Origin of the sequence: Pseudoduganella aquatica (assembly GCF_020865585.1) — a bacterium.
GTDB lineage: Bacteria > Pseudomonadota > Gammaproteobacteria > Burkholderiales > Burkholderiaceae_D > Rugamonas > Rugamonas aquatica_A.
Window position 1 is genome coordinate 3,200,483 of record NZ_CP086370.1, and the last position, 23,917, is coordinate 3,224,399.

At 65.9% G+C, this 23,917-nt stretch carries 21 protein-coding genes, 1 tRNA gene and 1 pseudogene; 9 read left to right on the plus strand and 14 right to left on the minus strand.

Annotation, left to right across the window (positions count from 1 at the left end):
* Window positions 1-4: 4 nt before the first annotated feature.
* The 3 genes from KT882_RS14320 to KT882_RS14330 are packed head-to-tail and all read right to left on the minus strand — an operon-like array spanning window position 5 to window position 2,944.
* Entirely contained in the window at window positions 5-331 is a 327-nt protein-coding gene (locus KT882_RS14320; RefSeq protein ID WP_161072326.1) for a hypothetical protein, read from the minus strand.
* Window positions 332-631 carry a hypothetical protein gene (locus KT882_RS14325; RefSeq protein ID WP_161072325.1) on the minus strand — a complete coding sequence of 100 codons (300 nt, stop codon included), beginning with the start codon at window positions 629-631 and terminating at the stop codon, window positions 332-334.
* 9 nt (window positions 632-640) lie between these two features.
* Window positions 641-2,944, minus strand: coding sequence for a hypothetical protein (locus KT882_RS14330; RefSeq protein WP_228896335.1), 2,304 nt, complete (start codon window positions 2,942-2,944; stop codon window positions 641-643).
* Window positions 2,945-3,134: 190 nt separating this feature from the next.
* Between KT882_RS14330 and KT882_RS14335 the strand changes: the two genes are divergently transcribed.
* Complete coding sequence (locus tag KT882_RS14335) at window positions 3,135-3,533, plus strand: OsmC family protein (RefSeq protein ID WP_161072323.1); 399 nt, start codon at window positions 3,135-3,137, stop codon at window positions 3,531-3,533.
* 5 nt (window positions 3,534-3,538) lie between these two features.
* Window positions 3,539-4,435: a pirin family protein gene (locus KT882_RS14340; RefSeq protein WP_161072322.1), complete on the plus strand. Its 897-nt coding sequence runs from the start codon at window positions 3,539-3,541 to the stop codon at window positions 4,433-4,435.
* Between the two features lie 9 nt (window positions 4,436-4,444).
* Here the strand turns inward: KT882_RS14340 and KT882_RS14345 are convergent, their stop codons facing one another.
* The 8 genes from KT882_RS14345 to KT882_RS14380 form a co-directional block, all read right to left on the minus strand.
* The gene (locus KT882_RS14345; protein ID WP_228896337.1) at window positions 4,445-5,854 is read right to left on the minus strand and encodes an FHA domain-containing protein; all 1,410 of its coding nucleotides are present in this window, start codon (window positions 5,852-5,854) and stop codon (window positions 4,445-4,447) included.
* A gap of 255 nt (window positions 5,855-6,109) precedes the next feature.
* Window positions 6,110-7,105: a PP2C family protein-serine/threonine phosphatase gene (locus tag KT882_RS14350; RefSeq protein ID WP_228896338.1), complete on the minus strand. Its 996-nt coding sequence runs from the start codon at window positions 7,103-7,105 to the stop codon at window positions 6,110-6,112.
* Between the two features lie 2 nt (window positions 7,106-7,107).
* Complete coding sequence (locus tag KT882_RS14355) at window positions 7,108-7,599, minus strand: SH3 domain-containing protein (RefSeq protein WP_228896340.1); 492 nt, start codon at window positions 7,597-7,599, stop codon at window positions 7,108-7,110.
* A gap of 8 nt (window positions 7,600-7,607) precedes the next feature.
* Window positions 7,608-9,182 (minus strand): hypothetical protein, encoded by a 1,575-nt coding sequence (locus tag KT882_RS14360; RefSeq protein WP_228896342.1) that lies wholly within the window; start codon window positions 9,180-9,182, stop codon window positions 7,608-7,610.
* Window positions 9,160-11,619: an FtsW/RodA/SpoVE family cell cycle protein gene (locus tag KT882_RS14365; RefSeq protein ID WP_228896344.1), complete on the minus strand. Its 2,460-nt coding sequence runs from the start codon at window positions 11,617-11,619 to the stop codon at window positions 9,160-9,162. The genes KT882_RS14360 and KT882_RS14365 overlap by 23 nt, the downstream gene beginning before the upstream one ends.
* Window positions 11,619-12,659, minus strand: coding sequence for a serine/threonine-protein kinase (locus KT882_RS14370; RefSeq protein ID WP_228896346.1), 1,041 nt, complete (start codon window positions 12,657-12,659; stop codon window positions 11,619-11,621). Before KT882_RS14370 ends, KT882_RS14365 begins: the two co-directional genes overlap by 1 nt.
* 118 nt (window positions 12,660-12,777) lie before the next feature.
* Window positions 12,778-13,215: a hypothetical protein gene (locus KT882_RS14375; RefSeq protein ID WP_161072315.1), complete on the minus strand. Its 438-nt coding sequence runs from the start codon at window positions 13,213-13,215 to the stop codon at window positions 12,778-12,780.
* 103 nt (window positions 13,216-13,318) lie between these two features.
* Window positions 13,319-13,855 (minus strand): GNAT family N-acetyltransferase, encoded by a 537-nt coding sequence (locus KT882_RS14380; RefSeq protein ID WP_161072314.1) that lies wholly within the window; start codon window positions 13,853-13,855, stop codon window positions 13,319-13,321.
* A 111-nt stretch (window positions 13,856-13,966) separates the two neighbouring features.
* Between KT882_RS14380 and KT882_RS14385 the strand changes: the two genes are divergently transcribed.
* From KT882_RS14385 to KT882_RS14405, 5 genes are all read left to right on the plus strand, one after another.
* Window positions 13,967-15,382: a M20/M25/M40 family metallo-hydrolase gene (locus tag KT882_RS14385; protein ID WP_161072313.1), complete on the plus strand. Its 1,416-nt coding sequence runs from the start codon at window positions 13,967-13,969 to the stop codon at window positions 15,380-15,382.
* Between the two features lie 25 nt (window positions 15,383-15,407).
* Window positions 15,408-15,824 carry a hypothetical protein gene (locus KT882_RS14390; protein WP_161072312.1) on the plus strand — a complete coding sequence of 139 codons (417 nt, stop codon included), beginning with the start codon at window positions 15,408-15,410 and terminating at the stop codon, window positions 15,822-15,824.
* Between the two features lie 80 nt (window positions 15,825-15,904).
* Window positions 15,905-17,290: a TolC family protein gene (locus KT882_RS14395; protein ID WP_228896348.1), complete on the plus strand. Its 1,386-nt coding sequence runs from the start codon at window positions 15,905-15,907 to the stop codon at window positions 17,288-17,290.
* Complete coding sequence (locus KT882_RS14400) at window positions 17,287-18,684, plus strand: multicopper oxidase family protein (protein WP_228896350.1); 1,398 nt, start codon at window positions 17,287-17,289, stop codon at window positions 18,682-18,684. The genes KT882_RS14395 and KT882_RS14400 overlap by 4 nt, the downstream gene beginning before the upstream one ends.
* Before the next feature lie 50 nt (window positions 18,685-18,734).
* On the plus strand, window positions 18,735-19,949 hold the full coding sequence (locus KT882_RS14405; protein ID WP_228896352.1) for a voltage-gated chloride channel family protein: 1,215 nt from the start codon (window positions 18,735-18,737) through the stop codon (window positions 19,947-19,949).
* A 48-nt stretch (window positions 19,950-19,997) separates the two neighbouring features.
* On the opposite strand, the gene KT882_RS14410 is transcribed toward KT882_RS14405, so the two are convergent.
* Complete coding sequence (locus tag KT882_RS14410; protein WP_228896353.1) at window positions 19,998-20,207, minus strand: hypothetical protein; 210 nt, start codon at window positions 20,205-20,207, stop codon at window positions 19,998-20,000.
* Window positions 20,208-20,621: 414 nt separating this feature from the next.
* Window positions 20,622-21,116: a hypothetical protein gene (locus KT882_RS14415; protein ID WP_228896355.1), complete on the minus strand. Its 495-nt coding sequence runs from the start codon at window positions 21,114-21,116 to the stop codon at window positions 20,622-20,624.
* 139 nt (window positions 21,117-21,255) lie between these two features.
* Here KT882_RS14415 and KT882_RS14420 point away from each other — a divergent pair.
* Together KT882_RS14420 and KT882_RS14425 are read left to right on the plus strand one after the other, a co-directional pair.
* Window positions 21,256-21,340: transfer RNA gene (locus tag KT882_RS14420), tRNA-Leu, on the plus strand.
* 360 nt (window positions 21,341-21,700) lie between these two features.
* A pseudogene (locus KT882_RS14425) lies at window positions 21,701-22,565 on the plus strand (transposase); the annotation flags it as partial.
* Window positions 22,566-22,890: 325 nt separating this feature from the next.
* Here KT882_RS14425 and KT882_RS14430 read toward each other — a convergent pair.
* Window positions 22,891-23,874 carry a LysR substrate-binding domain-containing protein gene (locus KT882_RS14430; protein WP_161072308.1) on the minus strand — a complete coding sequence of 328 codons (984 nt, stop codon included), beginning with the start codon at window positions 23,872-23,874 and terminating at the stop codon, window positions 22,891-22,893.
* Between the last annotated feature and the right edge of the window lie 43 nt (window positions 23,875-23,917).

Below are 23,917 nucleotides of genomic sequence, written 5' to 3' on the forward strand. Positions count from 1 at the left end.
GCCATCACGCGAGGCAGCGCAGCTTGGGCGTTTGGCGCATGGTGGGCGCGTCCAGCGGATCCACCATCAGCCGGACGCCGCGTGCGGCGAAGCGGTAGCGGCGGCCGGTGGCGCTGCCGGTCACCACCAGCGCCGCCAAGCCGTCATACACAAAAGGCACCCCCGCCGGCGTGGCGAAATGCGGCATGCCTGCCGGCGTTTCGGCCACGGCCGGCTGTGCGGCCCGCATGCTGTCCTGCGCACTCGCCCGCAGCCCCGCACTGGCGCTGTATCCCTGCGAGCCATAGATCTTCTGCACCACCTGCTGGCGCTTGCTTCCGCAGCATCCCATTTAAGGCTCCTCTTGCCGTAGCGCGCCGCGCACGCGCTCCAGCGTGATCGCTGCGGCGGACAGCGCGGGCCACAGCAGTACAAAGTGCTGCCAGCTTGTGCCCAGCATGGCGGCGGCCGGCAGCGCCACCCACAGGCTGGCGCAGTAGAAACAGTCCATCGTGCGCCCCAGAAAACCGTCGCCCGCCCAGCCGCGCAGCCGCACCGTCAAGTCCCACGGGCCGTCCTCGGCGTGCAGCAGGTGCGTCACCCGCCATACCGCCAGGACGGCCAGCAGCAGCTCGTACCATGCGCCGCCCATCTGCAGCCTCTAGCCCTTGTTCTCGTCCGGCTCCGGGCACACGTCCGGGCAAAGCTCGGGCCGCAATATGGTGAACGCCACCTCGAACTCATTGAAGTGCGTCAGGCTGGGTGCGCCGCAGTTGGCCGTGCGCTTCCAGGCCTTCAGCCGCAGAATGTAGGCGCAGCAGCGGTCAAAGTCGCTGCCGCGCAGCGTCACCTTGTAGTGGCCGCCGTACCAGTGCGGCCGTGGCGCCCCTTGCGACAGCGCTTCCAGATAGGTCGGCCCGACTTCAAACGTGGGGTCTGCGCTGAACGCGCCGTGCACGCCGGTGCCGATCTGGAAGGTCTGCGCCACGCCGTATTCCGCGAACAGCGTGTAGCCGCCCAGGTGGCCGTCCTGCACGGTGGCCGGAACGGTGGCGCTGAAGTGCACGGTGAGCGTGTCGCTGGCGGACAGGCGCACCATGTCGCAGGCGCTGATGCAGTACTCGCCCGCCGTGCCTTCGTTGACGCAGATGCGGCGGATATAGCAGTCCGGCTCATTGGTGCAGTCATGCACCGTGCCCGGCCCGCAAGGATGCAGCGCGGTGGGCGCCGGATGCACCATGGCCTGGTTGTCCACGCGGATGAACACTTTCTGCGCCTCCTGCTGGCCGCAGCCGGGCAGCACGCGTGCGCTCCCCAGTATCAGGTTGTCCGCCGCGTCGGCCGAGTAGCCGATGAAGCGCAGCTGGTACAACGCGTCCGGCGTGATGGCGGGATTGGCCGTGGTGTCGAAATAGAACAGCGTGTCAGGGTCGTACCAGATGACCTGGCCGCCGAAGCGTGGAATGGCCGGGTGCAGCGCCTCGTAGTGTTGGCGCGTGATCATGACGGTCTGCCCGTTCTTGACGATGGGTGTGAAGGCGGGCGCCGGCTCCACGGCTTGTCCGCTGCCGTCCCAGTAGTTGCGCTGGAAGCCTTCAAAGGCCGGCGGCGGCAGGTCGGTCCAGACGCCGCCGTCGCGCGAGATCTGCACCTTGAAGTAGTCCACGTCGCTGCCCACGCCGCCGCGTATGCGCAGCGAGCCATAGAAGGGCCGGTCGTCCGGCGACGGCATGGCGGTGTAGGCGTAGCCGCGCAGGTCCGGCAGCGGCGGCACAGGTGGCAGGTCGGCGGCGCCGATCTGGCTGGTGTCGACGCAGCCGACGAAGGTCACTTGCAGGCACTCGGGGCAATCGGGGTCGTAGCACACCGGCAGGCAGCACGCCAGGTCGTTGGCCAGCAGCGTAACGTGCAGATTGGCGGGAATGTCCCAGCGCGTCTGCGCATTGCTTTCATTGCGGATGACGCGCACGGTGCCGCCGCAAGGCTGGGTCACGCGGAACACCACGTCCGGCGCGCAGTCGTTGCGGTCCCACCAGGGCCAGATGTGCAGGGCCGCCAGCTCGGGCGAGGGCGGCAGCACCGCCAGCAGCGCCTCGGCCGACATGGCGTTGTCCGGAACGCCCTGGCCGACCTGCGTGCGGGCGCTGGGCATGGCGCCGCTGCGCGTGGCGTGCGCGGCCAGCTGCTGAAGGTACAGCGGGTCCGGCGACGGTGGGGGCGGCACCGGCGGCAGCGGGATGCGGTAGCGCGTCAGCAGGTTCTGGATCTGGTTGATCAGCTCATGGTCCACGGCCCAGCTTTGCAGCAGCCAGGGGCGCCAGCGCAGGCAGCACCAGCGGAAAGTGATGACGAAATTGCCGTTGATGTCGGTGACGGCGGATTTGATCAGGTCGCGGTGGTACCAGAAGAAGAAACGGTCCACGTCGTAGGCTTCGACGGTGGCGCCGGGCACCGGCTCGTCGCAGAAACTCCAGTGGCCGGTGGCCGGATTGTAGTGCCAGCGGCGGCAGACCACGCGCCCGCGCAGCGTGTAGGTGCGGCAGCAGAACAGCCAGCAGTGGTAGATGGCGATGTCCACCGCCAGAACGCCCACGTCCACCTTCACTTCGTAGCTGGCGCTGGCGCCGGCTGGCTCGCCCGGGGTGGCGTCGCCGCCGTCGTCCGTATCGGAGCGCTGGCCGGCCAGGTCCACCACGTGGTTCAGCGTGTCTATTCCCAGCAGTTCCAGGTCGCCCACGTTGGGGCCGATCACCAGGCGCACCGGGCATGGCAGCGTGGCACCGGGCAGCAGAGGCGCATCGAACTGCACGGCAAAGCGCAGCGGCTCGCGGCGGTTGCCCGCCTTTACCACGGTGGAGCCGAGCACGGCGCCGTCGCGCACCACCGCTGCGCGCAGGTCCAGGTCGGGATCGAATTCTTCCTCGGGTATCTTGCTCAAGTCTATGGCGCCTGTAATTTCGCTCATGATGGTCTCCATTGTTGGCCCTGCACCTTTTTACTCTATGGAGCGCAAGTGCCGATTGCCAGCCATATGCGGCCTGTGTTTGAGCTAGGTCATGAGATATGCATTCTGTGTAGATGGGCGAATGGGATAGGCGAACCAAGGGCAAACGGTGTACATTGTGGCTTCCAAGACTTACGCATGCGAGGAGCCCATGTCTATCAAAGTAATCCGCGACCAGTCCCTGCCGATGCGGCATATCGCCCATGTGCGCAACCACATCATTTCCGTCGACGGCACGGTGGAGGAAGGCGGCAGCGACGCCGGCCCTTCGCCGCACGACCTGTACGACGCGGCTATCAGCGCCTGCAAGGCGCTTACCGTGGTGTGGTACGCCAAGCGCAAGGGCTATCCGCTGGAGAACGTGGAAGTGACCACCGAACGCGACGACAGCGAGGAGCGCAAGGGCGTGTACCGCTTGTCCGCCACGGTGCACCTGACCGGCGACCTGAGCGAAACGCAGCGCGCCGAACTGCTGTCGGCCGCGCAGAAATGCCCGGTCCACAAGCTGATGACGGCTGTGACCACCGAGATCAACACCGTGCTGGGGTAAGCATCATGACTATTTCCAATGTGTTGAAAGGCCATGAGAAAGACCTGGGCGGCGGCTTCGTGGTGCGCCGCTATCTGCCGTCCGCGGTGAAGCAGGCGGTTGGCCCGTTCATCTTCTTCGACCATTTCGGCCCGATCGACGTGGCGCCGGGTTCGGACCATGACGTGCGTCCGCACCCGCATATCGGCCTGGCCACGGTGACGTATCTGTTTGAAGGCGCGATGGACCATCGCGACAGCCTGGGCACGGTGCAGCGCATCGAGCCGGGAGCGATCAACCTGATGACTTCCGGGAAGGGCATCGTCCATTCCGAGCGCACGCCCAAGGACCTGGTGGACCAGCCGCACCGCACGCACGGCCTGCAGCTGTGGGTAGCGCTGCCCAAGGAATACGAGGAATGCGAGCCGTGCTTCGAGCACACCCGGGCTGACCAGATTCCTTCCTTCCAGGTGGACGGCGCCAGCGTGCGGGTGCTGATCGGCACCGCTTTCGGCAAGACCTCGCCGGTGAAGACCTACAGCCAGACGCTGTACCTGGACGTGGCGCTGAAGGCGGAGCAGGAGATAGGCCTGGCTGGCTTGCCGGCCGAAGCGGCGATCTACCCCATCAGCGGCGAACTGGAAATCGACGGCGTGCCGCTGGCGCTGCACACCATGGCGCTGCTGGATACGAGTACCGCCCAGCGCGTGCTCGCCCGCTCGGCCGCGCAGTTCATGGTGATAGGCGGCGAGCCACTGGACGGGCGCCGCTACATGTTCTGGAATTTTGTCTCGTCGCGCAAGGAGCGCGTGGTGCAGGCGGGTGAGGACTGGGAAGCGATGCGTTTCGATCAGGTGCCTGGAGAAACCGAGCGCATTCCGCTGCCCAAGCGTCCCGTGGACAAGGAGCCCACGCCGCTGTAAGCGTTTTGATCAGGCGGTGTGCATGTCCTGCGCGGCGATGGTGCTGTGCAGGTCGTGCGCGCCGGTGCGGATGATCCAGCTTTCCGGATACGGTTCGCTGGCAAAGCGCATCAGGCGCGGCATGCGGCTCAGTTTTTCCAGCGAGGTGGCCGGAGCCAGTGCGGTCTCCTTGCCGGTGAGCTGGTCCAGATGCCAGAAACCGCCGTCGTGGTGCAGTATCAGCGGCAGCGCGGCCGCTTGCGGCGTGGCGGGGAAGGACGGCATGGGGTAGCCGGGGTGGCAGTTCGGCGCCAGCAGGAACAGGCATTCGGCGTGCGCGCCCTGGTCCAGACGGTGCAGGATCACGCCGTGCGGCATGATGGCCGACACGTGCAGCACCACGATGCCCTTGATGCTGGCGCTCATCTCAATGCGCATGCCCTGGCGCAGGCGCACCGGCTTGTTCTTGCCGGGCCAGACACCGTCCAGCAGGATGCCGTAGCGCGACACGTCTTCAATTTCAAAACCGCTGCCTTGCGCGGCGCGGCGTATCACGGCGTGGCGGCCGGACAGGCGGCGCGTGAGGCCGTTCGCTTCCGGGCTGCCTTCGCCAAAGTGCTGCAGCAGCACGTCCGCTTCCGGGTCCACCAGTTCAAATCGTCCCAGCACGCATTCGTCCAGCGCGAACAGGCGCAGCTGGCGTTGCGAGCCCGCTTCCGGCGCGGCGTTGACGAAGCTTGCCGCAGTGGATGGATGCGGGTGCACCGGCGCGCTGCGTGGCACGGCGATTTCGATCAGGTCTTCGTCCCAGGCGATGGTGGAGAAGCCCATGTCCACTTTGCCTTGCGGCGCGTCCAGGTTGACGTGAGCGATGCCGGCGTTGCGGGCGGTGACGTCGATATCCAGGCTTTCGCCGCCTTGCGCGCTGACGCGGGCAATCGAAGCGTCTTCCGCCACCACGCGCACATTCTTGTGCGTGCTGAGGAAGATGCGGTGGATTTCAGTGAGCGTGGCGTCCAGGCGCGGCACCAGGATGACAAACACGCATTCCCAGCGGCGCGTGGCAAGGCCGGCGTGCTGGCTGAGCACTTCGGCGCTGATCTGGTACTGGCCGTGCTCCTTGTTCCGTGATGTGAATTCGACAAACGCAGGCCGCCAGCTGCCGTCCGCCGCGCGCACGAACTGCTGGCGAGAGGCGCCGTTCGGTATCAGCTCGGATTGCAATTGGATAGCCAGTTGCGGCGCGCAGTCGTCCGGCATGCCGCGCAATTCCATTTTCAGTGTTTGGCGGCCGCCTGCGGCGCGCGGGTCGAAACCGCTGATGTGGAGCTGGGGGCGGGGCCGCGCCGTCTGGTAGGCGGGCGCGCTGGCGTTTGAAGGTGCGTTTGCAGGGGCGTGACTGACCGCCGTGGCCGGGGAGGCGGCACGGGCGCTGCGCATGGCACTCAGTAGATCGTAACTGGTGGGCGCGGCTGCAGGCTGCTGATGTCCGCCCGCGCATGCATCTTCCCCGGGGAGTACCCAGAACGTGCAGTGCGGGTGGTCAGTGTTGCTGCATTTTTTCATGGCTTCAGGACCGGCGGCATAAACGAGAGCTTACGGGTTTTGCCTGTGCATGGCAACCGTTCCCGCCGCTTATTGCATTTGATTTGCGCCAGCGCCAAAGAGCGGGGCAAGGGCGCAACAATGCCCTGATCAAAACGGCATCGCGCCGGGTAGTGGTAGTGCCGTTTCGTCAACATTGCTGACATCTTGCTTGGCGTTGAAACGCAAGGCGATGGCTGTCAGATTGTCCAGTTTCAGGCCGGACGGCGGCGCGCTGCGGTAGCTGCCGAACAGCGTGTCGACCGCCTCGGCGGCGCTGGCCGAACTGCCCAGCAATTCCGGCCATTGCGCTATCCATTCCTGCGGACGGCGGCAGGCCCAGAAGCCGTCCGTGGCCAGCAGGTAGACCGCGCCGCTGCGCACCGTGATGGCGCGGCGGTCCGCCAGCGGCCGCAGGAAGCCGGGCAGGCGCGCGCCGTCGAGGGCGCAGAGCGCATCGTTAAGCTGCTGCGGATCGGCGAAGGCGTTGCCTAGTATGAAAGCCTGCGCGATGTGCGGCCGGTGCTCGCCATGCACCTGGCGCCACCATTCCTCGGCGTTCAGCATGCCTTGCATGGCGAAAGCCGTTGCGGGCACGTGGTCGATGGTGAGCGCGCTCGCGCGGTCGGGCGTGATCTCGTACAGGCGCGAGTCGCCCACATGGTAGAGCAGCGGCGCCTGCTGCGGGCGCAGTTCCAGCAGCGTGAGCGTGGTGCCGGGGCGGCGCGCCTGGCCCGCGTCTCCCGGTGTGCTGAATTGCTGCTGGAGCTGCGCATGCAGGGCGTCCAGGCGCGAGGCCAGTTCTGCCAGCGTGGCGCAGGCGGGCATGCGCAGCAGGCCTGCGGCTACCGCTTCCGCCGCCTGGCGCCCGTAGCCGTGGCCGCCCATGCCGTCCAGCACCGCCATGCGCATATGGCCGCGCGGCCAGTTTGGAAGCTGGACCGCGCGCTCGATCTGGCCATGCAGGACGATGGCGCGTCCGTTGGCGTCTATGAGCACCAGGTTGTCCTGGTTTTCCAGCGCGTGGCTGCTGCTGTTGCTGGAGGCGCTGCGTGCTGCCACGTCGAGGCCGGGGCCGAAATCAAGTGTCTCGAATAATGACGGCATGCTCATTCCGCCGCGCGCCGCAGCCACAAACTGCTCACCCAGCCGGTGCTGGTCTTGCCGTCCGCATGGGCGCGCACTTCCCACCAGTCGCCGTAGCGGACGCCGGTGGGCGTGACGCTGGCGCCGGCCGGCACCAGTGCCAGGCGCTCCGCATCCACGCTGGCCGAGGCGCGCAGGTTCAGGTCGCGATGCACGCGGAACGGATGGGATGCGGGCGGCGGCATGTTGCGGGCTTGCGGCAGTGTCTGCGCTTGCATTGCGCTGGCCGGAGCGAAGGAGCCGGGCAGGCCAGCCAGCTGCATCTGCGGCAGCGGGGCACTGGCGAAATGCAGTATCAGGCTGCCAAAAGCCCATGTGCCCAGCACCGCAATGCACAGATTGCGCACTGTGGGACGGCGCCACCACTCGCGCGGCGTAAGCCATGACGCCAGCACCAGCGTGATGGCCAGTCCCGCCAGCCAGGCGGCAAGACCGTGAAAAGAATCAATCCGCATGGCGCCGCTCACACGTCGAAACGCAGCACGTAGTGGCCCGCGACAAGATGGTGGCCTGCCGGTAGCAGGTATGGCGCGTCGGCACTGGCTTCGCCTATGCTGGCCACAAATTCCATGCGCTCGTCCAGGTGATAGAGCGCCTGCGAGGCGGACAGGCGGCCGATCTTGAAGCCCTGCGGCGCCGCCTCGAAGCTGAAGGCGTTGCGCGACAGGCCGATGCGGTCCGCGCTGGCGTTGTTGCCGCTGCCCAGGAATCGCGGCGAATCGAGTACGCGCAGCGCGGCCAGCGCGGGAGAGCCACGGCCGAAGGCGAGGCGCGCGCCAGGAGCGACGCCGGTACTGAGCGGCTGCACCAAGCTTACGGTAGCGCAGTAGCGCTCCGCCATGGCCGGTGGTGCGGGCAGCACACGGATGGCGCGCGCGTCCACCGGCGTGAAGCTGGCGGGCGCGGTGATGCGCTGGCGGCCACTGTCCGTGCAGGCATAAAGTTCGTCGCTGTCGTTGACGAGGAAGCTGATTGCCCTGCCTGCGGCCGGATCTGCATTCAGGCCGAGGGTGTGGCTGAACGGGACTTCCAGTGCGGTGGCGCCGGTGTCGCGGTAGCGGCTCAGGCGCGGCAACGCCAGCGCCACCAGGCTCACGCGCTGGCGTTGCAGCATCGGTGCATACGTTGCGTCGGTCTCTCCGCTGCGCGGGGCGGGCCGCCGGGTTGGCTGTGGAACGGCGGTCAGGTCGCTGCTGTCCGCTTGCGCCTGAGGGCGGGCCTGCCAGACTGCGGCGCGCGACGGCGAGGCGGTGCCGGCGACGGCCGCTGCGGTGGATGCGCTGCGCTGTGGCGCCGGGCGGGCCGCTGGCGGCGCGGAGCTGCTGCGGGTAATCTTCAGCAGCAGGCGCGCGCTGGCGCTGCTGCCTTTGGCCTTGATAACGTAGTGGCCCTGGCTGGCGTCGAAGTTGCAATCGAAGGCGTCCTTTGGCCGCATCTGCACGACCGGCTGCGCATCCGGGCCGTCGTTCAGCAGCAGGATGGCGCTGTCGCCGCCGAAAGGCCAGCCGCTTGCCACATAGCTGGCCACACCCTCGCTGCCGCCTATCAGCGCCAGGCGCTGGCTGGGGTAGACCGCGCACACGGGCTTCCAAACCGCACTGTCGCGCGACACGCTCACGTTGAACAGCGCCTTCTCGTCGGGCGCGGGCAGATAGACAGCATGGCCGAAGCGGACCTCAACCTCGCCCGGCGCCAGCTCATCCTTGCCCAGCACGTCGTAGCGCACCTGGTCGCTGCCGAGCAGGTCGCCGAAGTCTTTCTGGTGCAGGGCAGCCAGGGTTTGCGCCAGTTCGCGGGCGCGGGCGCCGCGCGTCAGGTGGTAGTCGTCATCGACTTCTTCTTGCGGCAGCATCAGCGTCACGTGCGAGAAGCAGCGCGTGGCGGCGCGGCCGCGATGTTCGCGCGGGCTGCGTTCCAGCAGGTCGCGCAGCAGAGGGCGGCGCGAGAACAGCGCCAGGCCGGGGGCTTGCCAGATTGCCTCGGCGTTGAAGACGTCGGGAATCCGGCCCAGGACTTCATGTTGGACGTAGATCGGCATGTTCGTTCTCCTCTAAAGATTGCGCGCTGACCGCACAGCAGGCTAGCAGGGGGCACAGGAAAAACAGCAGATGGCTGCCTCCGGCGGACAGGAAGCTCATGGGCTGGCCCATGATGGGGAAGATGGCCAGGTTGGTGCCCCAGGACAGCAGCAGATGGCCCAGCACAAACGCCGCCCCGCCGCACAAAGCGAAGTAGCGGAAGCGGCCCAGCCAGGCCTGGCGGAAGTCGCGCGCCAATGTGGCGGCGGCATAAGTTCGGGCGGCCACGTGCAGCAGGCCCGCCACCAGCGCGGCCTGGGCGGCCCACAGCAGCACAGCGCCGATCAGGCCGTGGCGGTTCAGGAAGAAGGCGGGCGCGAAGTCGTCCTGTACGGCGGGGATATTGACGGCGGCGCCGACTGGCAGGCCAAGGGAGCGCAGGCCCAGCATATTGTCCGCACCCAGCCAGCCCCCTTCGGCGATGGCGTGCGCGCCGAGCAGCAGTTGCTGGCCGGTGTGGGGGTGGGCGGCGGGTGCGAGCCAGACCTGGAAGCGGTCGGCATAGAAGCTGCTGGCCAGCGGCCATTGCGCCACGCCTTCCGCGCCCGCGCCGCGCACCACGGCGATGACGGCGATGGCCGACAGCGCGCCGCAGGCCATTACCGCAGCGAGCGCGGGCCGGCGGGCCGCCAGGGCGTAGGCGAAGGCCATGGACAGGGTCCACACCAGCAGCAGGATCAGCGGCGAGAAGTCGTCCACCTGGACCAACGCGAAGGCGAGCAGCGCCAGGAAGAGCAGGGCGGGGGCGGCCAGCTGCAGCCAGCGCGCGGCGTGGCCGGGCTGGCGGTGGCCTCCATCATTCCAGCTCATGCGCAGGGCAAGGCAGTGGGCGGTGAGGGCGGTGAGGGCGAGTTTGGCGAGTTCCACCGGCTGCAGGTCGAACACGCCGGTTTCGTCGCCCCACAGTACCTGCGCGGCCAGCGCGGCCAGCGCTACGGCGGCAAGGACGGCCAGCAGCCATTCCATGGTGCGCTGGGGCGTGACGGCAAGTGCGCTGCGGCGCCAGGTACGGGACAGATGCCACAGCGCGCTGGCGCCGCTGCCTGCCGCGAGCAGCGCGGTGCTCTTTTGGTAGTAGCGCAGCCAGGACGATACGCTGGCGCCCAGGCCAAGTTCGAGTTGCGCCAGCAGGCCCGCCGCCAGCAATACCAGGGCAGCGGCCAGGGGCAGCGGCAGTCGCCTGGGCGTGAGCAGCCAGCAAGCCAGCGCGCTTGCGCCGAGCAGCAGGGAGCAGGCCGCGCTGGCAGGATGCCCGGCCCGCTGCGCCACGATGGCTGCAATCCCCGCCGCCAGCAGCGCCGCGGCGGCGACGGCACGTGCCAATGGCTCTGCCGATGCGAGGCGCGCTGCCCCCGCCGCTCCGGGCGCAGGAACAGCTCGTGCGGCCGGCGTCCTCCGGCTTCCCCCCGCGTGGGCGAGCAGCTGCGCGGCTATCGCCATGGCCAGCAGCGCCAGGATGGCAGGGGAGTCGGCAATGCCCAGAAGCGTCCGCTGGCGCCATTGCCAGCTTACGCCTGGCGGCAGCCGAGACTCCGGACTCGCGAACAGGGCCAGATGCCGGGACGGCTCAAGATTGAGCGCATCGCCGTCAACCGCGCCGGGTTGCGGTCCAAGCAAAAAGCGGGTGCGGCCGATACTGAATGAATTCACGCCTGCGAGCGGACGTTCTTCCTGGCGCAGGCTGGCCTGCATCGGCGCGTGCGCGTTCGCTGCAGCGTTGCGTATGGTGCGCAGGGCGGTGTGGCCGTCATCCTGCGGCCCCGCGTTGAGCACGAGCTGGCCGCCGCTGCGGGCCAGTATGGCTGCGCCGGGCGCAATGCCGCCGAGTCCCAGCCTGTTGCCGCAGTGGATATTGCCGCCGAAAGCGAGTGGACGGGCCAGTGTGAGCACACCGGGCGCCACGCGGTTCCACAGCGCCGTTATGCGCGCCGCTGCGGAGGCGTCCGGGCATGCGGGCTGGGCGCTGCCGTCGCGGTATAGCGTGACGCCGTCGTAGCGCCAGGCGCTGCCGCCAAAATGGAATGCGGCCTCGCGGCCAGCGCCAGCCTGCTCCAGCGCGAACACCGTGCCGCCGATCTGAAAGCTTCCCAAACCAGCCAGCGCCGCGCTGCCCATGCGTTTGTCGCCGTCCGGGCCGTGCAGAACGACGGGCCGCGATGCGCTCAGATTGCGCAGCAGCCAGGCGCCTTGCGCGTCCCTGCGCAACTGGATATGGGCGCGTTCGGCCTGCGGAGCGGCCAGTTCCCGGGCGCCGAGGATGGTTTGCACGCCCGGAGCGAGCCGGATCTCGATGGCGGTGGGAGACCAGGCGGCGGGAGCGCGCAGCAGCGACCAGGCTTGCAGAGCCGTCAGCACCAGCAGCGCGGCGGCGGTGGCGGCGAGCAGGCGGTTGCGCATCACGCCTCCGCGCCGCTATGCCAGTTGGTGTGGGCCAGTCCGGCTTGGGCGCTCCACCAATGCTGCGTACTGGCGTCCGGCGCGGGCAATGCGACCGGGCCGGCGATGCCGGCCAGTTGGCGGCTGATGTCGATCGCGTGGCGCGGGCGCGCGCCCGGCTCGGGAGCCAGCATCTGCCGCAGCAGGCGCAGCGCTGCGTCTGCTGCGGGGCCGGTGGATCCGAAGGCGCGCATGAACAGCGTCTCCTCGTCCGCATGCAAGGTGGGGGGCAGGCCGCCATGCTGGCGCAGCAGCATGTCCGCGCCCCCGGTCGGATGGTCGCGGTAAGCCTGGCCGCATTCGCCGCAATAGCGCAACTGGGTGCCGCCGGTTGCCAGGAAGTAGAACAGGGCGCCGAGCGCGAAATAGTCGCTCTGGCGGCCGGTGGCATAGCCGCCCCCGGCTGCAGGGAAAAACTGCTCGGGCGCTTGCCAGTTGGCAGTTCCTGCGTAGGAGTGCTCGCTGCGCGCATCCAGCCTCCGGTTGGTGCCGAAGTCGGCCAGCTTCACATTGCCCAGCAGGGTATCGACCAGCACATTGGCGGGTTTCAGGTCCAGGTAGCGCCAGCCGTATTGATGCACCTTGGCCAGCGCCTGGTTCAACTGCGACATCCAGCCCAGCAGCCGTTCCTGCGGCAGCGCCTCGCCGCGACCGCGCAGGGTCTTCATGTGGCGCCCAAGGTCGCAGTCCAGCAGCTCCAGCGCCAGCACGGGCAGGCCGTTGTGCCAGCCGCTGTCGAGCAGGCGCACGATATGGCGCTCGTCCCAGGGCTCCAGCAGTTGCAGAAAGGTGATCTCGTTTTCCGCGCTGGCGATCCAGCGCTCCCGCTGCGCAGGCAGGGCGCGGGCCATCTGGGCTTCGTTGATCAGCTTGAGCGCCACGTCGCGCGTGCCGCGCGGCCCCTCGGCGCGCCAGATTACGCCATAGGCCGAGCCGCCGATGCGCTCGCGCACGCGGTAATGGCCCAGTTCCAGGGTGATGATGCTGTCGCTTGCTGTCATGGTGCTCCCCATACGGCGGCATGCCGTCGGGGAGCCCTAGCGGAGGGTAGGGAAAAGCGCAAAAAAACGGCCTGCGCCGAGGGCGGAGGCCGTTAAGGGGTCTTACAGGGATCGGGTATCAGCGATGGCCGTGACCGTGGCCGCGGCCATGACCGTGGTAGCCACGGTCATAGTAATAGTCGCGGCGCGACTCGCGGTAGTAGTATGGGCGGGCCGGTTCAACATAAACCACGGCGGGCTCGTAGTAGCGCGGCGCTGGCGCGTAGTAGACCGGCTGCGGTGCTGGTGCGTAATACACCGGCGCAGGCTGGGTGTACACGCGGGTGGACACGTAGCCGCCGCCGTGATGGCGACCGCCGCCCAGGCTGTTGCCGACTGCCGCGCCAACCAGGCCGCCCACGACGGCACCGCCGGAGCCATTCTGGCTGCCGATGGCCGCGCCGATGACGGCACCGGCTGCGGTATTGAAGTCACGGTCGCCTGCAGCCATGGCGGTAGACGAGACGGCAGCGGTGGCCAGCAGTGCTACCGCGCCCAGGAATTTTTTGTTCAGCATGGTGTTCCCCTTTGCTCGGCCAGGACCGGAATGGTCATGTTGCCGTCGTATGAGTATTACTATAGCTCGGCAAATCGGGCGCACGGAACGAATATACACATTCTTACAAAGCTGCCCGCCGGCGCTCCCATTCCGGCCGCAGCAGGCCGTAGATGCTGACATCCTGATAACGTCCGTTGATGAAGAACGCCCCGCGCAGCCTGCCTTCCTCGGTAAAGCCGCATTTCTGCGCGATGCGCACCGAGCCGGTGTTCTCCGGCGCCGTCAGCAGCTCGATGCGGTGCCAGGCATGCACTTTGAACAAGTGGTCGACCAGCATCCGCAGCGCCTCGCTGATGTAGCCGCGCCCGGCCAGTGCCGGTTCCAGCAGGCGGTAGCCGATCTCGCGCGAGGTTGGCGTGCGGCTTTTGAAATGCGTAATGACGCCGACAATATGGTGGGCGCGGTCCTCCACCACAAACAGCTCGCTGTCTTCGGTGACGAAGCCGTTCTGCATGAACTCCCGGCGCATGGCTTCCGGCGACTTGAACTGCTGCGAAAAATAGTCGCCGCGCGAGGGCAGGTCATTGGCCAGCGCGATGAAGGTATTCAGGTCGGCGGTGAGCAAATGGCGCACGGTGCACAGTTGTCCTTTAAGCATGGCCGCTTCCATCCGTTGGAAAAGCTTCAGTGTAAATCCAAAAACTAGTGCGCAACATTATTAAATACGTTATCGTTTCCCTCCCTACAGTTCTACCCAACCAGGACCTGCATGAAAACCGTTTTGACCGTTTTGATGAGCTGCATGCTGAGCGCCGGCGCGATCGCCGCCCCAGCCAACGACCCCGCGACCCTGGGACAGATCCGCGACGCAGCGATGAAGAGTGACTATGCCTACGAACGCCTGGCCGACATGACGGACCTGATCGGTCCGCGCCTGTCCGGCTCCCCCGGCGCGGCGGCGGCGGTGGAGCAGGTGGCCGCCGCCATGCGCAAGCTGGGCGCAACGGTGACCCTGCAGCCGGTGAAAGTGCCGCACTGGGTACGCGGCGCCGAAACGGCGGAACTGGTGGACTACGCGGGCCGTCCGGCCGGCTTGAGCCAGCGCGTGGTGCTGACCGCCCTGGGCGGCTCGGGCGCCACGCCCGCTGCGGGCCTGACCGCGCCGGTGATCGTGGTGCGCGATTTCGACGAACTGAAAGCGCGCGCCGCCGAAGTGAAAGGCGCCATCGTGCTGTTCGACGTGAAGTTTGACCAGGAAATGGCCGACCGCGGCCTGGCCGGCCCGGCCTACGGCAACGGCTCGCGCTACCGCACCCTGGGGCCGAAGATCGCCTCGCAAATGGGCGCGGCGGGCTTCCTGGTGCGCTCGGTCGGCGGCGCGGACTTCCGCATCGCCCACACCGGCGCCACCGCGCTGTCCGAAGCGGACCGCATTCCCGCTGCGGCCGTGACGGCGGAGGACTCGATGCTGATCGCACGCCTGTCCAAGCGCGGCCCGGTCAAGATGCATTTGACGCTGACCCCGCAAAACCTGCCCGACGCCGACAGCTTCAACGTCATCGCCGACCTGCCTGGCACCGACAAGGCGGACGAGATCGTGGTCGTCTCCGGCCACCTGGACTCCTGGGACCTGGCCACCGGCGCGAACGACGACGGCACCGGCGTGGCGGGCGCCATGGGTGTGCTGCAAACGCTGAAGGCGCTCAATCTGAAGCCGCGCCGCACCATCCGCATGATCGCGTGGATGAACGAGGAGAACGGCACGCGCGGCGGCGCCGCCTACCACGCGGCCAACAAGGACAGCATCCTGAAACAGTTCGCCGCCATGGAAAGCGACAGCGGCGGCGGCCGTCCGTTCGGCATCCTGGCCAGCGTGGAAGCCAAGGCGGAGAAGCACTTTGCGCCCGTGATGGCGGCGTTGCAGCCTATCGGCGCCGGCGTGTTCACGCGCCGCGACCACGTGGGCGCGGCCGACCTGGCGCTGCTGGAAAAAGACGGCGTGCCGCTGTTCCAGCCGCAGGTGGACACGTCGACCTACTTCCACTACCACCACACCCCGGCCGACACGCTGGACAAAGTGGACCCGGAAAACCTGCGCCGCCACGTGGCGGTGATGTCCACGCTGTCCTGGTATCTGGCGAACATGGAGCAGCCGCTGGGCCGCGCCCCGGTGGTCGAGAAGTAAGCCATGTTGTGATAGGATGCCGGGCATGAAAGCCGTGTTCCGATCCCTGCTGCTGTGGCTCATGCTGCTGGCGATTCCCTTCCAGGGTGTCGCCTCGGCCAGCATGCTGCTGTGCGGGCCGGCCACGGCTGCGGCGCCTTCCCAGGCGCCGTCCGGCATGCCCGCCATGACGGCGGACCACGACCACGCCGCCATGCTGGCCGCCGCAGCGCATGCCAGCCATGACGGCGGCCAGGATGAGCGTGGCATGCACGGCTCCCACGGCCCATCCAAGTGCGGCAGCACCGGCGCCTGCTGCGTAGGCGCCGCCCTGGCGCCCGCGCTTCCCGTACTGCCGCAGCTGCCAGCAGCATCCTCCCAATGCATTTCCTTCCATTCCGGCCGCCTTCCTGCGGTCGATCTGGCGCTGCCCGAGCGTCCACCCCGGGAAGCCCGCGTCTAAAGCCTGCTGCCGCGCCTGCGCATGTGCTCCGCACCCGCGCGCGCGGCTCCACATCCATGCAAGACAAGGAAGACTTAGCAATGAGTAAACACACACCTATGCCGGGACGGCCTGCGGCCAGGCTCGCGCCCGCACTCGCGGTGGCCATGGCCGTCGTCCTGAGCGGTTGCGCCTCGTTCTCCGGCGACCAGGGTTTCAGCGCCGTGGCCCAGGCCACGCAAGAGCGCATCGGCCAGCAGGGCAAGCTGCTGCGCAGCGATGAAGACCACAAGGCGCTCGCCGGACTGCTGCAAGAACAGCTGAAACAGCCGCTTACGGCCGACGGCGCCGTGCAGATAGCGCTGCTGAACAACCGTGGCCTGCAAGCCACCTACTGGTCGCTCGGCATCGCCGAGGCGGACCTGGTGCAGGTCGGGCGCCTGCAAAACCCGGCCTTTGGCTACAAGCACACCCAGGGCGGCGGCGACACGTCCATCGAGCGCACGCTGGGCTTCAATCTGGTCAGCCTGATCACCGCACCATTGGCCAGCCGCATAGAAGGGCGGCGCTTCGAACAGGCCAAGCTGGCCGTGGCCGAGCAGGCGCTGAAAGTGGCCGCTGAAACGCGCCGCGCCTATTACGAGGCGGTGGCTGCGGCCCAGGCCCACGAATACGCGCTGCAAGTGCGCGACGCGGCGGAAGCGGGCGCTGAGCTGGGCCAGCGCATGCAAAAGGCGGGCAACTGGAGCAAGCTGGATGCCGCGCGCGAGCAGGCCTTCCACGGCGACGCGTTGGCCGAAGCGTTACGCTCGGGCAAACAGGTGAATGCCAGCCGTGAAAAGCTCAACCGCTTGCTGGGTTTGAGCGGGGCCGAATCCGCGCTCAAGCTGCCTCCGCATCTGCCTGAACTGCCCTCCGCAGTACAGGAGGTGGCCGACGTTGAGCAGGCTGCCATGCGCAACCGCCTGGACATCCAGGCCGCCAAACTGGAGACCGGCCACACCGCATCCACGCTGGGCCTGACGCGCAGCACGCGCTTCATCAACGTGCTGGAACTGGCTGCGGTGCGCGAGAGCGCCACCGGCCGGCCGCGCGAGCGCGGCTACGAGATCACGCTGGAAATCCCCTTGTTCGACTGGGGCTCGGCACGCGTGGCGCGCGCCGAGGCGGTGTATATGCAAGCCGTGAACAAGCTGGCCGAAACTGCAGCCAACGCGCAAAGCGAAGCCCGCGAGAGCTATCACGACTACCGCGCCTCCTACGAGCTGGCGAAGCACTATCGCGACAATGTGATCCCGCTGCGCCGCCAGGTGTCGCAGGAGACGCTGCTGCGCTACAACGGCATGCTGGCCAGCACCTTCGAGCTGCTGGCCGACTCGCGCGAACAGGCTGCCGCCGTAAGCGCCTACATCAACGCGCTCAAGGAGTTCTGGGTCGCGCAAACCAATCTGGAAGCTGCGATGGGCGGCAAGGGAGCAAACAAATGACCAACCGCAGATCATTCCTGACTGGCGCCGCGCTGATAGGCGCGGGTATGGCAACCAGGGCAGGCGCCGCATCGCTGCCGGAAGCGCCGCAGCAGTCGGGCGCGGCAACCGCGCCGCCGCTGCTGCCGCCGAACGGCCGTCCCTACAACCCGGTGGTAACGCTGAACGGCTGGTCTCTGCCCTGGCGCATGAAGGACGGCGTAAAGGAGTTCCACCTGGTGGCCGAGCCGGTGGAGCGCGAGCTTGCGCCCGGCATGACGGCCCGGCTATGGGGCTACAATGGCCAGAGTCCGGGGCCGACCATCGAAGTGGTGGAGGGCGACCGCGTGCGCATCTTCGTCACCAACAAGCTGCCCGAACACACCAGCATGCATTGGCACGGCCAGATCCTCCCATGCGGCATGGACGGCGTGACCGGGCTGACCCAGCCCGGCATCCAGCCGGGCAAAACCTTTGTCTACGAGTTCGTGGCCAAGCATGCCGGCACCTTTATGTACCACCCGCACGCCGACGAAATGACGCAAATGGCGATGGGCATGATGGGCTTCTGGGTGACGCATCCCAAGGATCCTGCGCAGCACGCGGTGGACCGCGACTTCGTTTTCCTGCTGAACGCCTACGACATTGAACCCGGCAGCTACAAGCCCAAGACCAACACCATGCTGGACTTTAACCTGTGGACCTTCAACAGCCGCGCCTTCCCCGGCATCGACCCCATGGTGGTGCGCAAGGGCGACCGCGTGCGCATCCGCGCCGGCAATCTGACCATGACCAACCATCCCATCCACCTGCATGGCCACACGTTTGAAGTGACCGGAACGGACGGTGGCTGGGTACGTCCGTCCGCGCGCTGGCCGGAGGTGACGACCGATATCGCGGTGGGCCAGATGCGCGCCATCGAATTCATCGCCGACAATCCGGGCGACTGGGCCTTCCACTGCCATAAATCGCACCACACCATGAACGCCATGGGCCACAACGTGCCCAACCTGATCGGCGTGGACCATAGCGGCGTGGCGGAGAAGATCAACCGCCTGGTGCCGGACTATATGGTGATGGGGGACAAAGGCGGCTCCATGGGCGGTATGCAGATGCCGCTGCCGGAAAACACGCTGCCCATGATGACGGGCGAGGGGCCGTTCGGCGGCATTGAAATGGGCGGCATGTTCACCACGGTGAAAGTGCGCGAAGGCCTGGCGCGCAACGACTACAAGGATACAGGCTGGTACAAGCACCCGCCGAGCACCCTGGCGCGCGAATGGACAGGCGAACTGCCCGCCGCGCCGCGCGCTCCCGGCGCTCCTGCCGCTGCGCCGTCACCGTCGCCGGCGCCGGATAATCCGCATCACAACCACGTAATGGAAGTCAAACGCGGCGGCTCGCACCAGCACTAAGCCACTGCCGCCTTGCCGGGCCATCGTTCCTTTGCTACGATGGCCCGACTTTGATAAAACCTCTCGCCTATCTCCTGAAATGGACCGTCATCGCCAGCGTTGTTGCGGCGCTGGCCGGTTCCGCGTCGGCGCTGTTCCTGTACGCGCTGGACGCCGCCACCAACTGGCGGCAAGCCCATCCCGCCATTATCTGGCTGCTGCCGCTGGCCGGTTTTGCAGTGGGCTGGATCTATCTGCACTTTGGCCGCTCGGTTGAAGCGGGCAACAACCTGCTGATCGACGAGATACACGACCCCAAGCAAGTGGTGCCGCTGCGCCTTGCGCCGCTGGTGCTGGGCGGGACCATCGTGTCGCACCTGTTCGGCGCCTCGGTGGGGCGCGAAGGCACGGCCGTGCAAATGGGCGGCGCGCTGGCGGACCAGCTCACGCATCTGTTCCGGCTGCGCCACGAAGACCGCCGCATCCTGCTCATGGCGGGCATCAGCGCCGGTTTCGCCTCCGTGTTCGGCACCCCGCTGGCAGGCGCCATCTTCGGCCTGGAAGTGCTGGCCATAGGCCGCATGCGCTACGACGCCATCTTCCCCTGCATGCTGGCGGCGATAGTCGCCGACCTGGCAGGCATGGCCTGGGGCGTGCACCATATGCACTACGCCGTCGGCGCCCATGTCCCCGTCGGCGCGCTGCCGCTGCTGGCGGTGATGGCTGCCGGCATCGTCTTCGGGCTGGCCGGCATGGCGTTCGCCAAGGCTGCGCACGGCGCGTCGGCCTTCATGAAGCGCCACATCGCCTACGCGCCATTGCGGCCGCTGGCGGGCGGTGTGGTGATTGCGCTGGCCGTGTGGGTCATCGGCACAGACCGCTACATCGGCCTCGGCATCCCCGTCATTGCGGACGCGTTCCGCCAGCCGCTGGCGCCGTGGGACAGCGTGGGCAAATTCCTGTTCACTGTCGCCTCGCTGGGCAGCGGCTTCAAAGGCGGGGAAGTGACGCCGCTGTTCTACATCGGCGCCACGCTGGGCAACGCGCTGGCGCCGCTGCTGCACCTGCCTTTCGGGCTGCTGGCGGGCCTGGGCTTCGTCGCCGTGTTCGCGGGCGCAGCCAATACACCCATCGCTTCCACGGTGATGGCGATAGAGCTGTTCGGGCCGGAAATTGCGCCCTATGCAGCCCTCGCGTGCGTGGTCAGCTACCTGTTCTCAGGCCACACCGGCATCTACCACGCGCAAAGGCGCAGCCACGCCAAGACTGGCGTGGAGCACAAATAATCAAGAGGGGAAACGCGCCGGCTTGCGCCGGCGCAGATGGCGGCCGCCTTAGTTGCTTGGGACGGCCGTAGCGACTTGCTGCGCTACCAGCGCGTCGCGCTTGCAGTGCTTAGGCATACTGGTCTTTGCACCGGCATCGATGCCGGCAATAACGTCGTTACACGAACCAACATTTCGTTGGACATGTCCTGGGGCCATCAGGCCGTTCAGTACGTAAAAGAAGTAAAACGCAATCGCTGAGATAGTAAATGTTTTCATTTTGACTCTACCCGTTGCAGTGTAGAAAAAGTCTAACACATCAGCTAGCAACTTGGATCATCGATAGAAAAATTTCATGGTCCTGTAACAATTTTTGGTGCATTGGCGCAACAAAATTTCGTTATAATTTCTACATCGCAAGTTTTCTATTTGATAATCTCTGTACATTGTAGGACAAATCTCACAAAATGTAACAAGCCCAGCTGGTGGTAACGAAACCAGACAAGAAGAGGGCGTCGAAAAGCCCAGCCAGCCTCATATTTGGAGAAAAAATTTCGTCAGTGCGGAAAAACCACAGAAGGGGGTTTCTCTACGGGAAGTGGTTTCCGGGAAGAACTTGATGTGAAAATTGAACAGGACAAATCCGGATACGTTTGCCTCCCGGAAAACGGCTTACGGGCTGGTTTTTTGACGTTACGGGCGGGGTTGCCGAGGCCTGTTTTTTTCCGTTTTTTGGGCCTTCAATTCCTCGGCGATTTCGATAATTATCGCCACTTGACGGTGCATTTCTTGCATCGCTTGCTGGTTCTGCTTTTGCGCCTCGGCGAGGATCTGCGCCGCTTCTTTTCCGGTGCTTAAAGCGGCCAGCGTATTGGCCTGGAAGCCGGCAACGAGGGAGGCGAATGCGATGGTGGCCGTGATGCCAGTGACGATCACTGTAGCCCGGACGCTCGCCACCAGCTTGGCAAATTGTTCGATCTGCCGCTCGCTACGCTGCTCGCTGCGCGACATCCTTGCTTCCATCACCATCTCAAAGCGCTTCATGCGGAGCTGGCTGGCCTTTTCCCGCTCCTGGGCCAGCCGGACGTGCCCCTCCAGCGACGCGCGCATTTCGGCGATGAGCCCGTTGGCCCCTGCTTGCTGGGTCCCCAGTTTGGCATCCATTTCCTCGCGCGACACGTCCGCCATGATTGCTTGCTCCCGTCATGCGTCATTTCCCATTATAGAAGGTGCGTGCAAAGTGCATTTTGAGCTTGGGCAAGCTGGCGGGACCAGCACTTTAGTCTGGTAGTAATGTTTCACTCATGGCATAATGTCAGGCTTCCCCGCTCCGATGGTGAAATTGGTAGACACTGGAGACTTAAAATCTCCCGCCGCAAGGCGTGCCGGTTCGATTCCGGCTCGGAGCACCATTTCGGCGTCCGGCAGCGTCCTCAATACGCCCATTCTCCTATTACGCATTGGGATTTTCAGTGCTCACACCTCCATCAGTGGCCGTTGACAGCCTAAATTTTTGGTTTTTCACGGATTTCCGGGAAACGCGGGTTTGATCTTCAGGAAAAAGAAGTCGGAGTTGCGGTAGCCATAGGCCATCCGTTTCATTACCTTGATCCAGCCCGAGGGGTTCACTCCAGAATGTCTACCATGGTCGTGGCGATTCAGTGCAAGGCCTCGGTGCCGTTGCACACCAGAGATGACACTGGCGCCAATTCGCCTAGGAGTCTGCGCGGCAGAGACTGGAACTGACGTGCTGCCCGGATTACAATCAAGGGATGGCGACCAGTTACCTTCCCTATGATCCGCAGCAGCAGTTTTTGCTGCCACCCGCGCTGCAAGAATGGCCACCTGAAGGGCATCTTGCGTATTTCATCAACGATACCGTCGATGTACTCGATCTGAGTGCATTCCATACGCGTTACGCGGGCGGCGGCCCTCGGAATCAGCCGTTTCATCCTTCGATGATGGGGCAAGGTATTGTTGTATGCATACGCGAGTGGCGTGTTCTCATCCCGGAAGATCGCACGCAAGCTGCACGGGGACGTCGCGTTCCGGGTGCTCGGCGCTGGTAACTTCCCCAAGCACAGGACGATCTGCGATTTTCGCGCGTTTCATTTGGATGAGCTGTCGGCCCTGTTTATCCAGGTTGTGAAGCTGGAGTGCGAGTGCGGCCTGGTCAAGCTTGGGACCGTGGCGATCGACGGCACCAAGGTCAAAGCGTCGGCATCGCGACACAAGGCCATGAGTTATCGACGCATGGTCGATACCGAAGCAGAGTTGAAGGAGCAGATTGCGCAGTTGATGGAACGTGCCCGGCAGACCGATGTGGCCGAGCGGGATGAAGCAGAACTGGATCTGCCGGCCGAAATCGAGCGGCGCGAAGAACGGCTCAAAGTGATCCTGGCGCCGCGGGAACGGCTCGAAGCGCGCCAGCGCGAGGCCGACCTTGCCAAGGGGCGCAGTGACGATGACGAGCGCATGCCCCGAGACAAGGATGGCAAGCCGAAGAACAAGAACGGCAACCGCTACAAGCCCGACTTCGGCGTGCCGGAGGACTTGGCTCAGGAGAACTTCTCCGACCCGGACAGCCGCATCATGAAGCGCGGCGGCGGCGGCTTCGACCAGTGCTACCGCACCGAAGTGCAGGGGGCAGGCAATCGAAGGGGCGGCAGAACTAGGTTTGACCGGGCTATTGTCGATTAATTCTCTGCCGGACGCAGTCTGCCTACCGGCGGCTTGTGTCCGTAGCACATTCGAGAATCGATACCAGCACGCCGGAACAGGCTATCGTCGATAGCATTGTGGCGATGTGCGCCGCGCTCGACGCACGAGTGCTCGCCGAAGGCATAGAAACCTGATCTGAGCGTGACAGCCTTTACGATGCCCGGATCGACCGGACGCAAGGATATTGGTTCTGTAAACCCGCATTCCGAGCACGAGGGGTCATCGATCCGGTTTCGTGGGATCATGAAGGTCGCGGCGCTGGCTTTGTCGCGGCTTTCCTGGTGCGAGCGGGCGACATCGAGCCCAGTTCCGCATGGCGGCACCCCTCTAGGCCTAGAAGCTCGAGAAACTGCTTGACGATGGCGCGGCACTCGTCGGCGCGCCAGTTGGCGATAATTTCCAGCGCCGGCAAGCCGTCCAACGGCACGGTCACCATGCCCGGCGGTGCCACGTCCAGCGAGAAGGCGCTGCCCAGCATGAGGCCGAGGCCGTCGCGAGCAAGCTGGATGCCAAACAGCGCCTGCGAGGTTTCATACACGACGTTGGGGACGATGCCGGCAGCGTTGCACGCATGCATAATGCCGTCGTACACCGAGGGATTGACCTCGCGCGCAGGCAAGATGACGTTTTCATGGCCAAGGCAGTGCAGCGGCAGCCTGCCGGCGCCCGCCAGGCGATGGGTCTGGGGCATGAGCAGTCGCCACTGGGAGCTTGCCACCCGCTGGCTGTCGATGCCGGCGGCGAGTGGCATCGGCGGCTGCCGCTCCGCTAGCACAATGCCGATCCCCACATCGATCACTCCACGCATCAGCGCACTGCCATGATGCACGCAATGGATGTTGTGCCGGGTCAGCCGGGCGGCAGGGTACGCTTGCTGAAGCAGCGACATGGTCGCGGAGACCAGCGGCAAATTGGCGTATTCGACGATGCCTATCGCCATGCTGTAGTCCTCGCCACCTGCGGCGGCCAGGGTGCGCTCGGTCAGGCGGTCCAGGTCGCTCATCAACTGCGCGATGCCGTCCCTGAACACGGCACCGGCTGGGGTCAGGCTCAACTGCCGCTGCTCGCGAGCGAACAGCTTGACGCCGAGCCCGTCCTCGAGCCTCGCGATTTGTTGGCTCAGCGCTGGCTGGGTGATGTGGGCGATGTCGGCGGCCCGGCCAAAATGCAACTCTTGGGCAAGGATAAGGAAGTGGTGATAGACCCGCAATTCTGCAATTCTCATGCGCTTCCACCCGTTCACTGTGGCTACTGCTGGCATAATACTC

What these genes read in the sequence shown, in the direction of transcription:
- KT882_RS14320 (WP_161072326.1), bottom strand. Translation starts at nt 331, where the DNA reads ATGGGATGCTGCGGAAGCAAGCGCCAGCAGGTGGTGCAGAAGATCTAT.
- KT882_RS14325 (WP_161072325.1), bottom strand. Translation starts at nt 631, where the DNA reads ATGGGCGGCGCATGGTACGAGCTGCTGCTGGCCGTCCTGGCGGTATGG.
- KT882_RS14330 (WP_228896335.1), bottom strand. Translation starts at nt 2,944, where the DNA reads ATGAGCGAAATTACAGGCGCCATAGACTTGAGCAAGATACCCGAGGAA.
- KT882_RS14335 (WP_161072323.1), top strand. Translation starts at nt 3,135, where the DNA reads ATGTCTATCAAAGTAATCCGCGACCAGTCCCTGCCGATGCGGCATATC.
- KT882_RS14340 (WP_161072322.1), top strand. Translation starts at nt 3,539, where the DNA reads ATGACTATTTCCAATGTGTTGAAAGGCCATGAGAAAGACCTGGGCGGC.
- KT882_RS14345 (WP_228896337.1), bottom strand. Translation starts at nt 5,854, where the DNA reads ATGCGCAGCGCCCGTGCCGCCTCCCCGGCCACGGCGGTCAGTCACGCC.
- KT882_RS14350 (WP_228896338.1), bottom strand. Translation starts at nt 7,105, where the DNA reads ATGCCGTCATTATTCGAGACACTTGATTTCGGCCCCGGCCTCGACGTG.
- KT882_RS14355 (WP_228896340.1), bottom strand. Translation starts at nt 7,599, where the DNA reads ATGCGGATTGATTCTTTTCACGGTCTTGCCGCCTGGCTGGCGGGACTG.
- KT882_RS14360 (WP_228896342.1), bottom strand. Translation starts at nt 9,182, where the DNA reads ATGCCGATCTACGTCCAACATGAAGTCCTGGGCCGGATTCCCGACGTC.
- KT882_RS14365 (WP_228896344.1), bottom strand. Translation starts at nt 11,619, where the DNA reads ATGCGCAACCGCCTGCTCGCCGCCACCGCCGCCGCGCTGCTGGTGCTG.
- KT882_RS14370 (WP_228896346.1), bottom strand. Translation starts at nt 12,659, where the DNA reads ATGACAGCAAGCGACAGCATCATCACCCTGGAACTGGGCCATTACCGC.
- KT882_RS14375 (WP_161072315.1), bottom strand. Translation starts at nt 13,215, where the DNA reads ATGCTGAACAAAAAATTCCTGGGCGCGGTAGCACTGCTGGCCACCGCT.
- KT882_RS14380 (WP_161072314.1), bottom strand. Translation starts at nt 13,855, where the DNA reads ATGCTTAAAGGACAACTGTGCACCGTGCGCCATTTGCTCACCGCCGAC.
- KT882_RS14385 (WP_161072313.1), top strand. Translation starts at nt 13,967, where the DNA reads ATGAAAACCGTTTTGACCGTTTTGATGAGCTGCATGCTGAGCGCCGGC.
- KT882_RS14390 (WP_161072312.1), top strand. Translation starts at nt 15,408, where the DNA reads ATGAAAGCCGTGTTCCGATCCCTGCTGCTGTGGCTCATGCTGCTGGCG.
- KT882_RS14395 (WP_228896348.1), top strand. Translation starts at nt 15,905, where the DNA reads ATGAGTAAACACACACCTATGCCGGGACGGCCTGCGGCCAGGCTCGCG.
- KT882_RS14400 (WP_228896350.1), top strand. Translation starts at nt 17,287, where the DNA reads ATGACCAACCGCAGATCATTCCTGACTGGCGCCGCGCTGATAGGCGCG.
- KT882_RS14410 (WP_228896353.1), bottom strand. Translation starts at nt 20,207, where the DNA reads ATGAAAACATTTACTATCTCAGCGATTGCGTTTTACTTCTTTTACGTA.
- KT882_RS14415 (WP_228896355.1), bottom strand. Translation starts at nt 21,116, where the DNA reads ATGGCGGACGTGTCGCGCGAGGAAATGGATGCCAAACTGGGGACCCAG.
- KT882_RS14430 (WP_161072308.1), bottom strand. Translation starts at nt 23,874, where the DNA reads ATGAGAATTGCAGAATTGCGGGTCTATCACCACTTCCTTATCCTTGCC.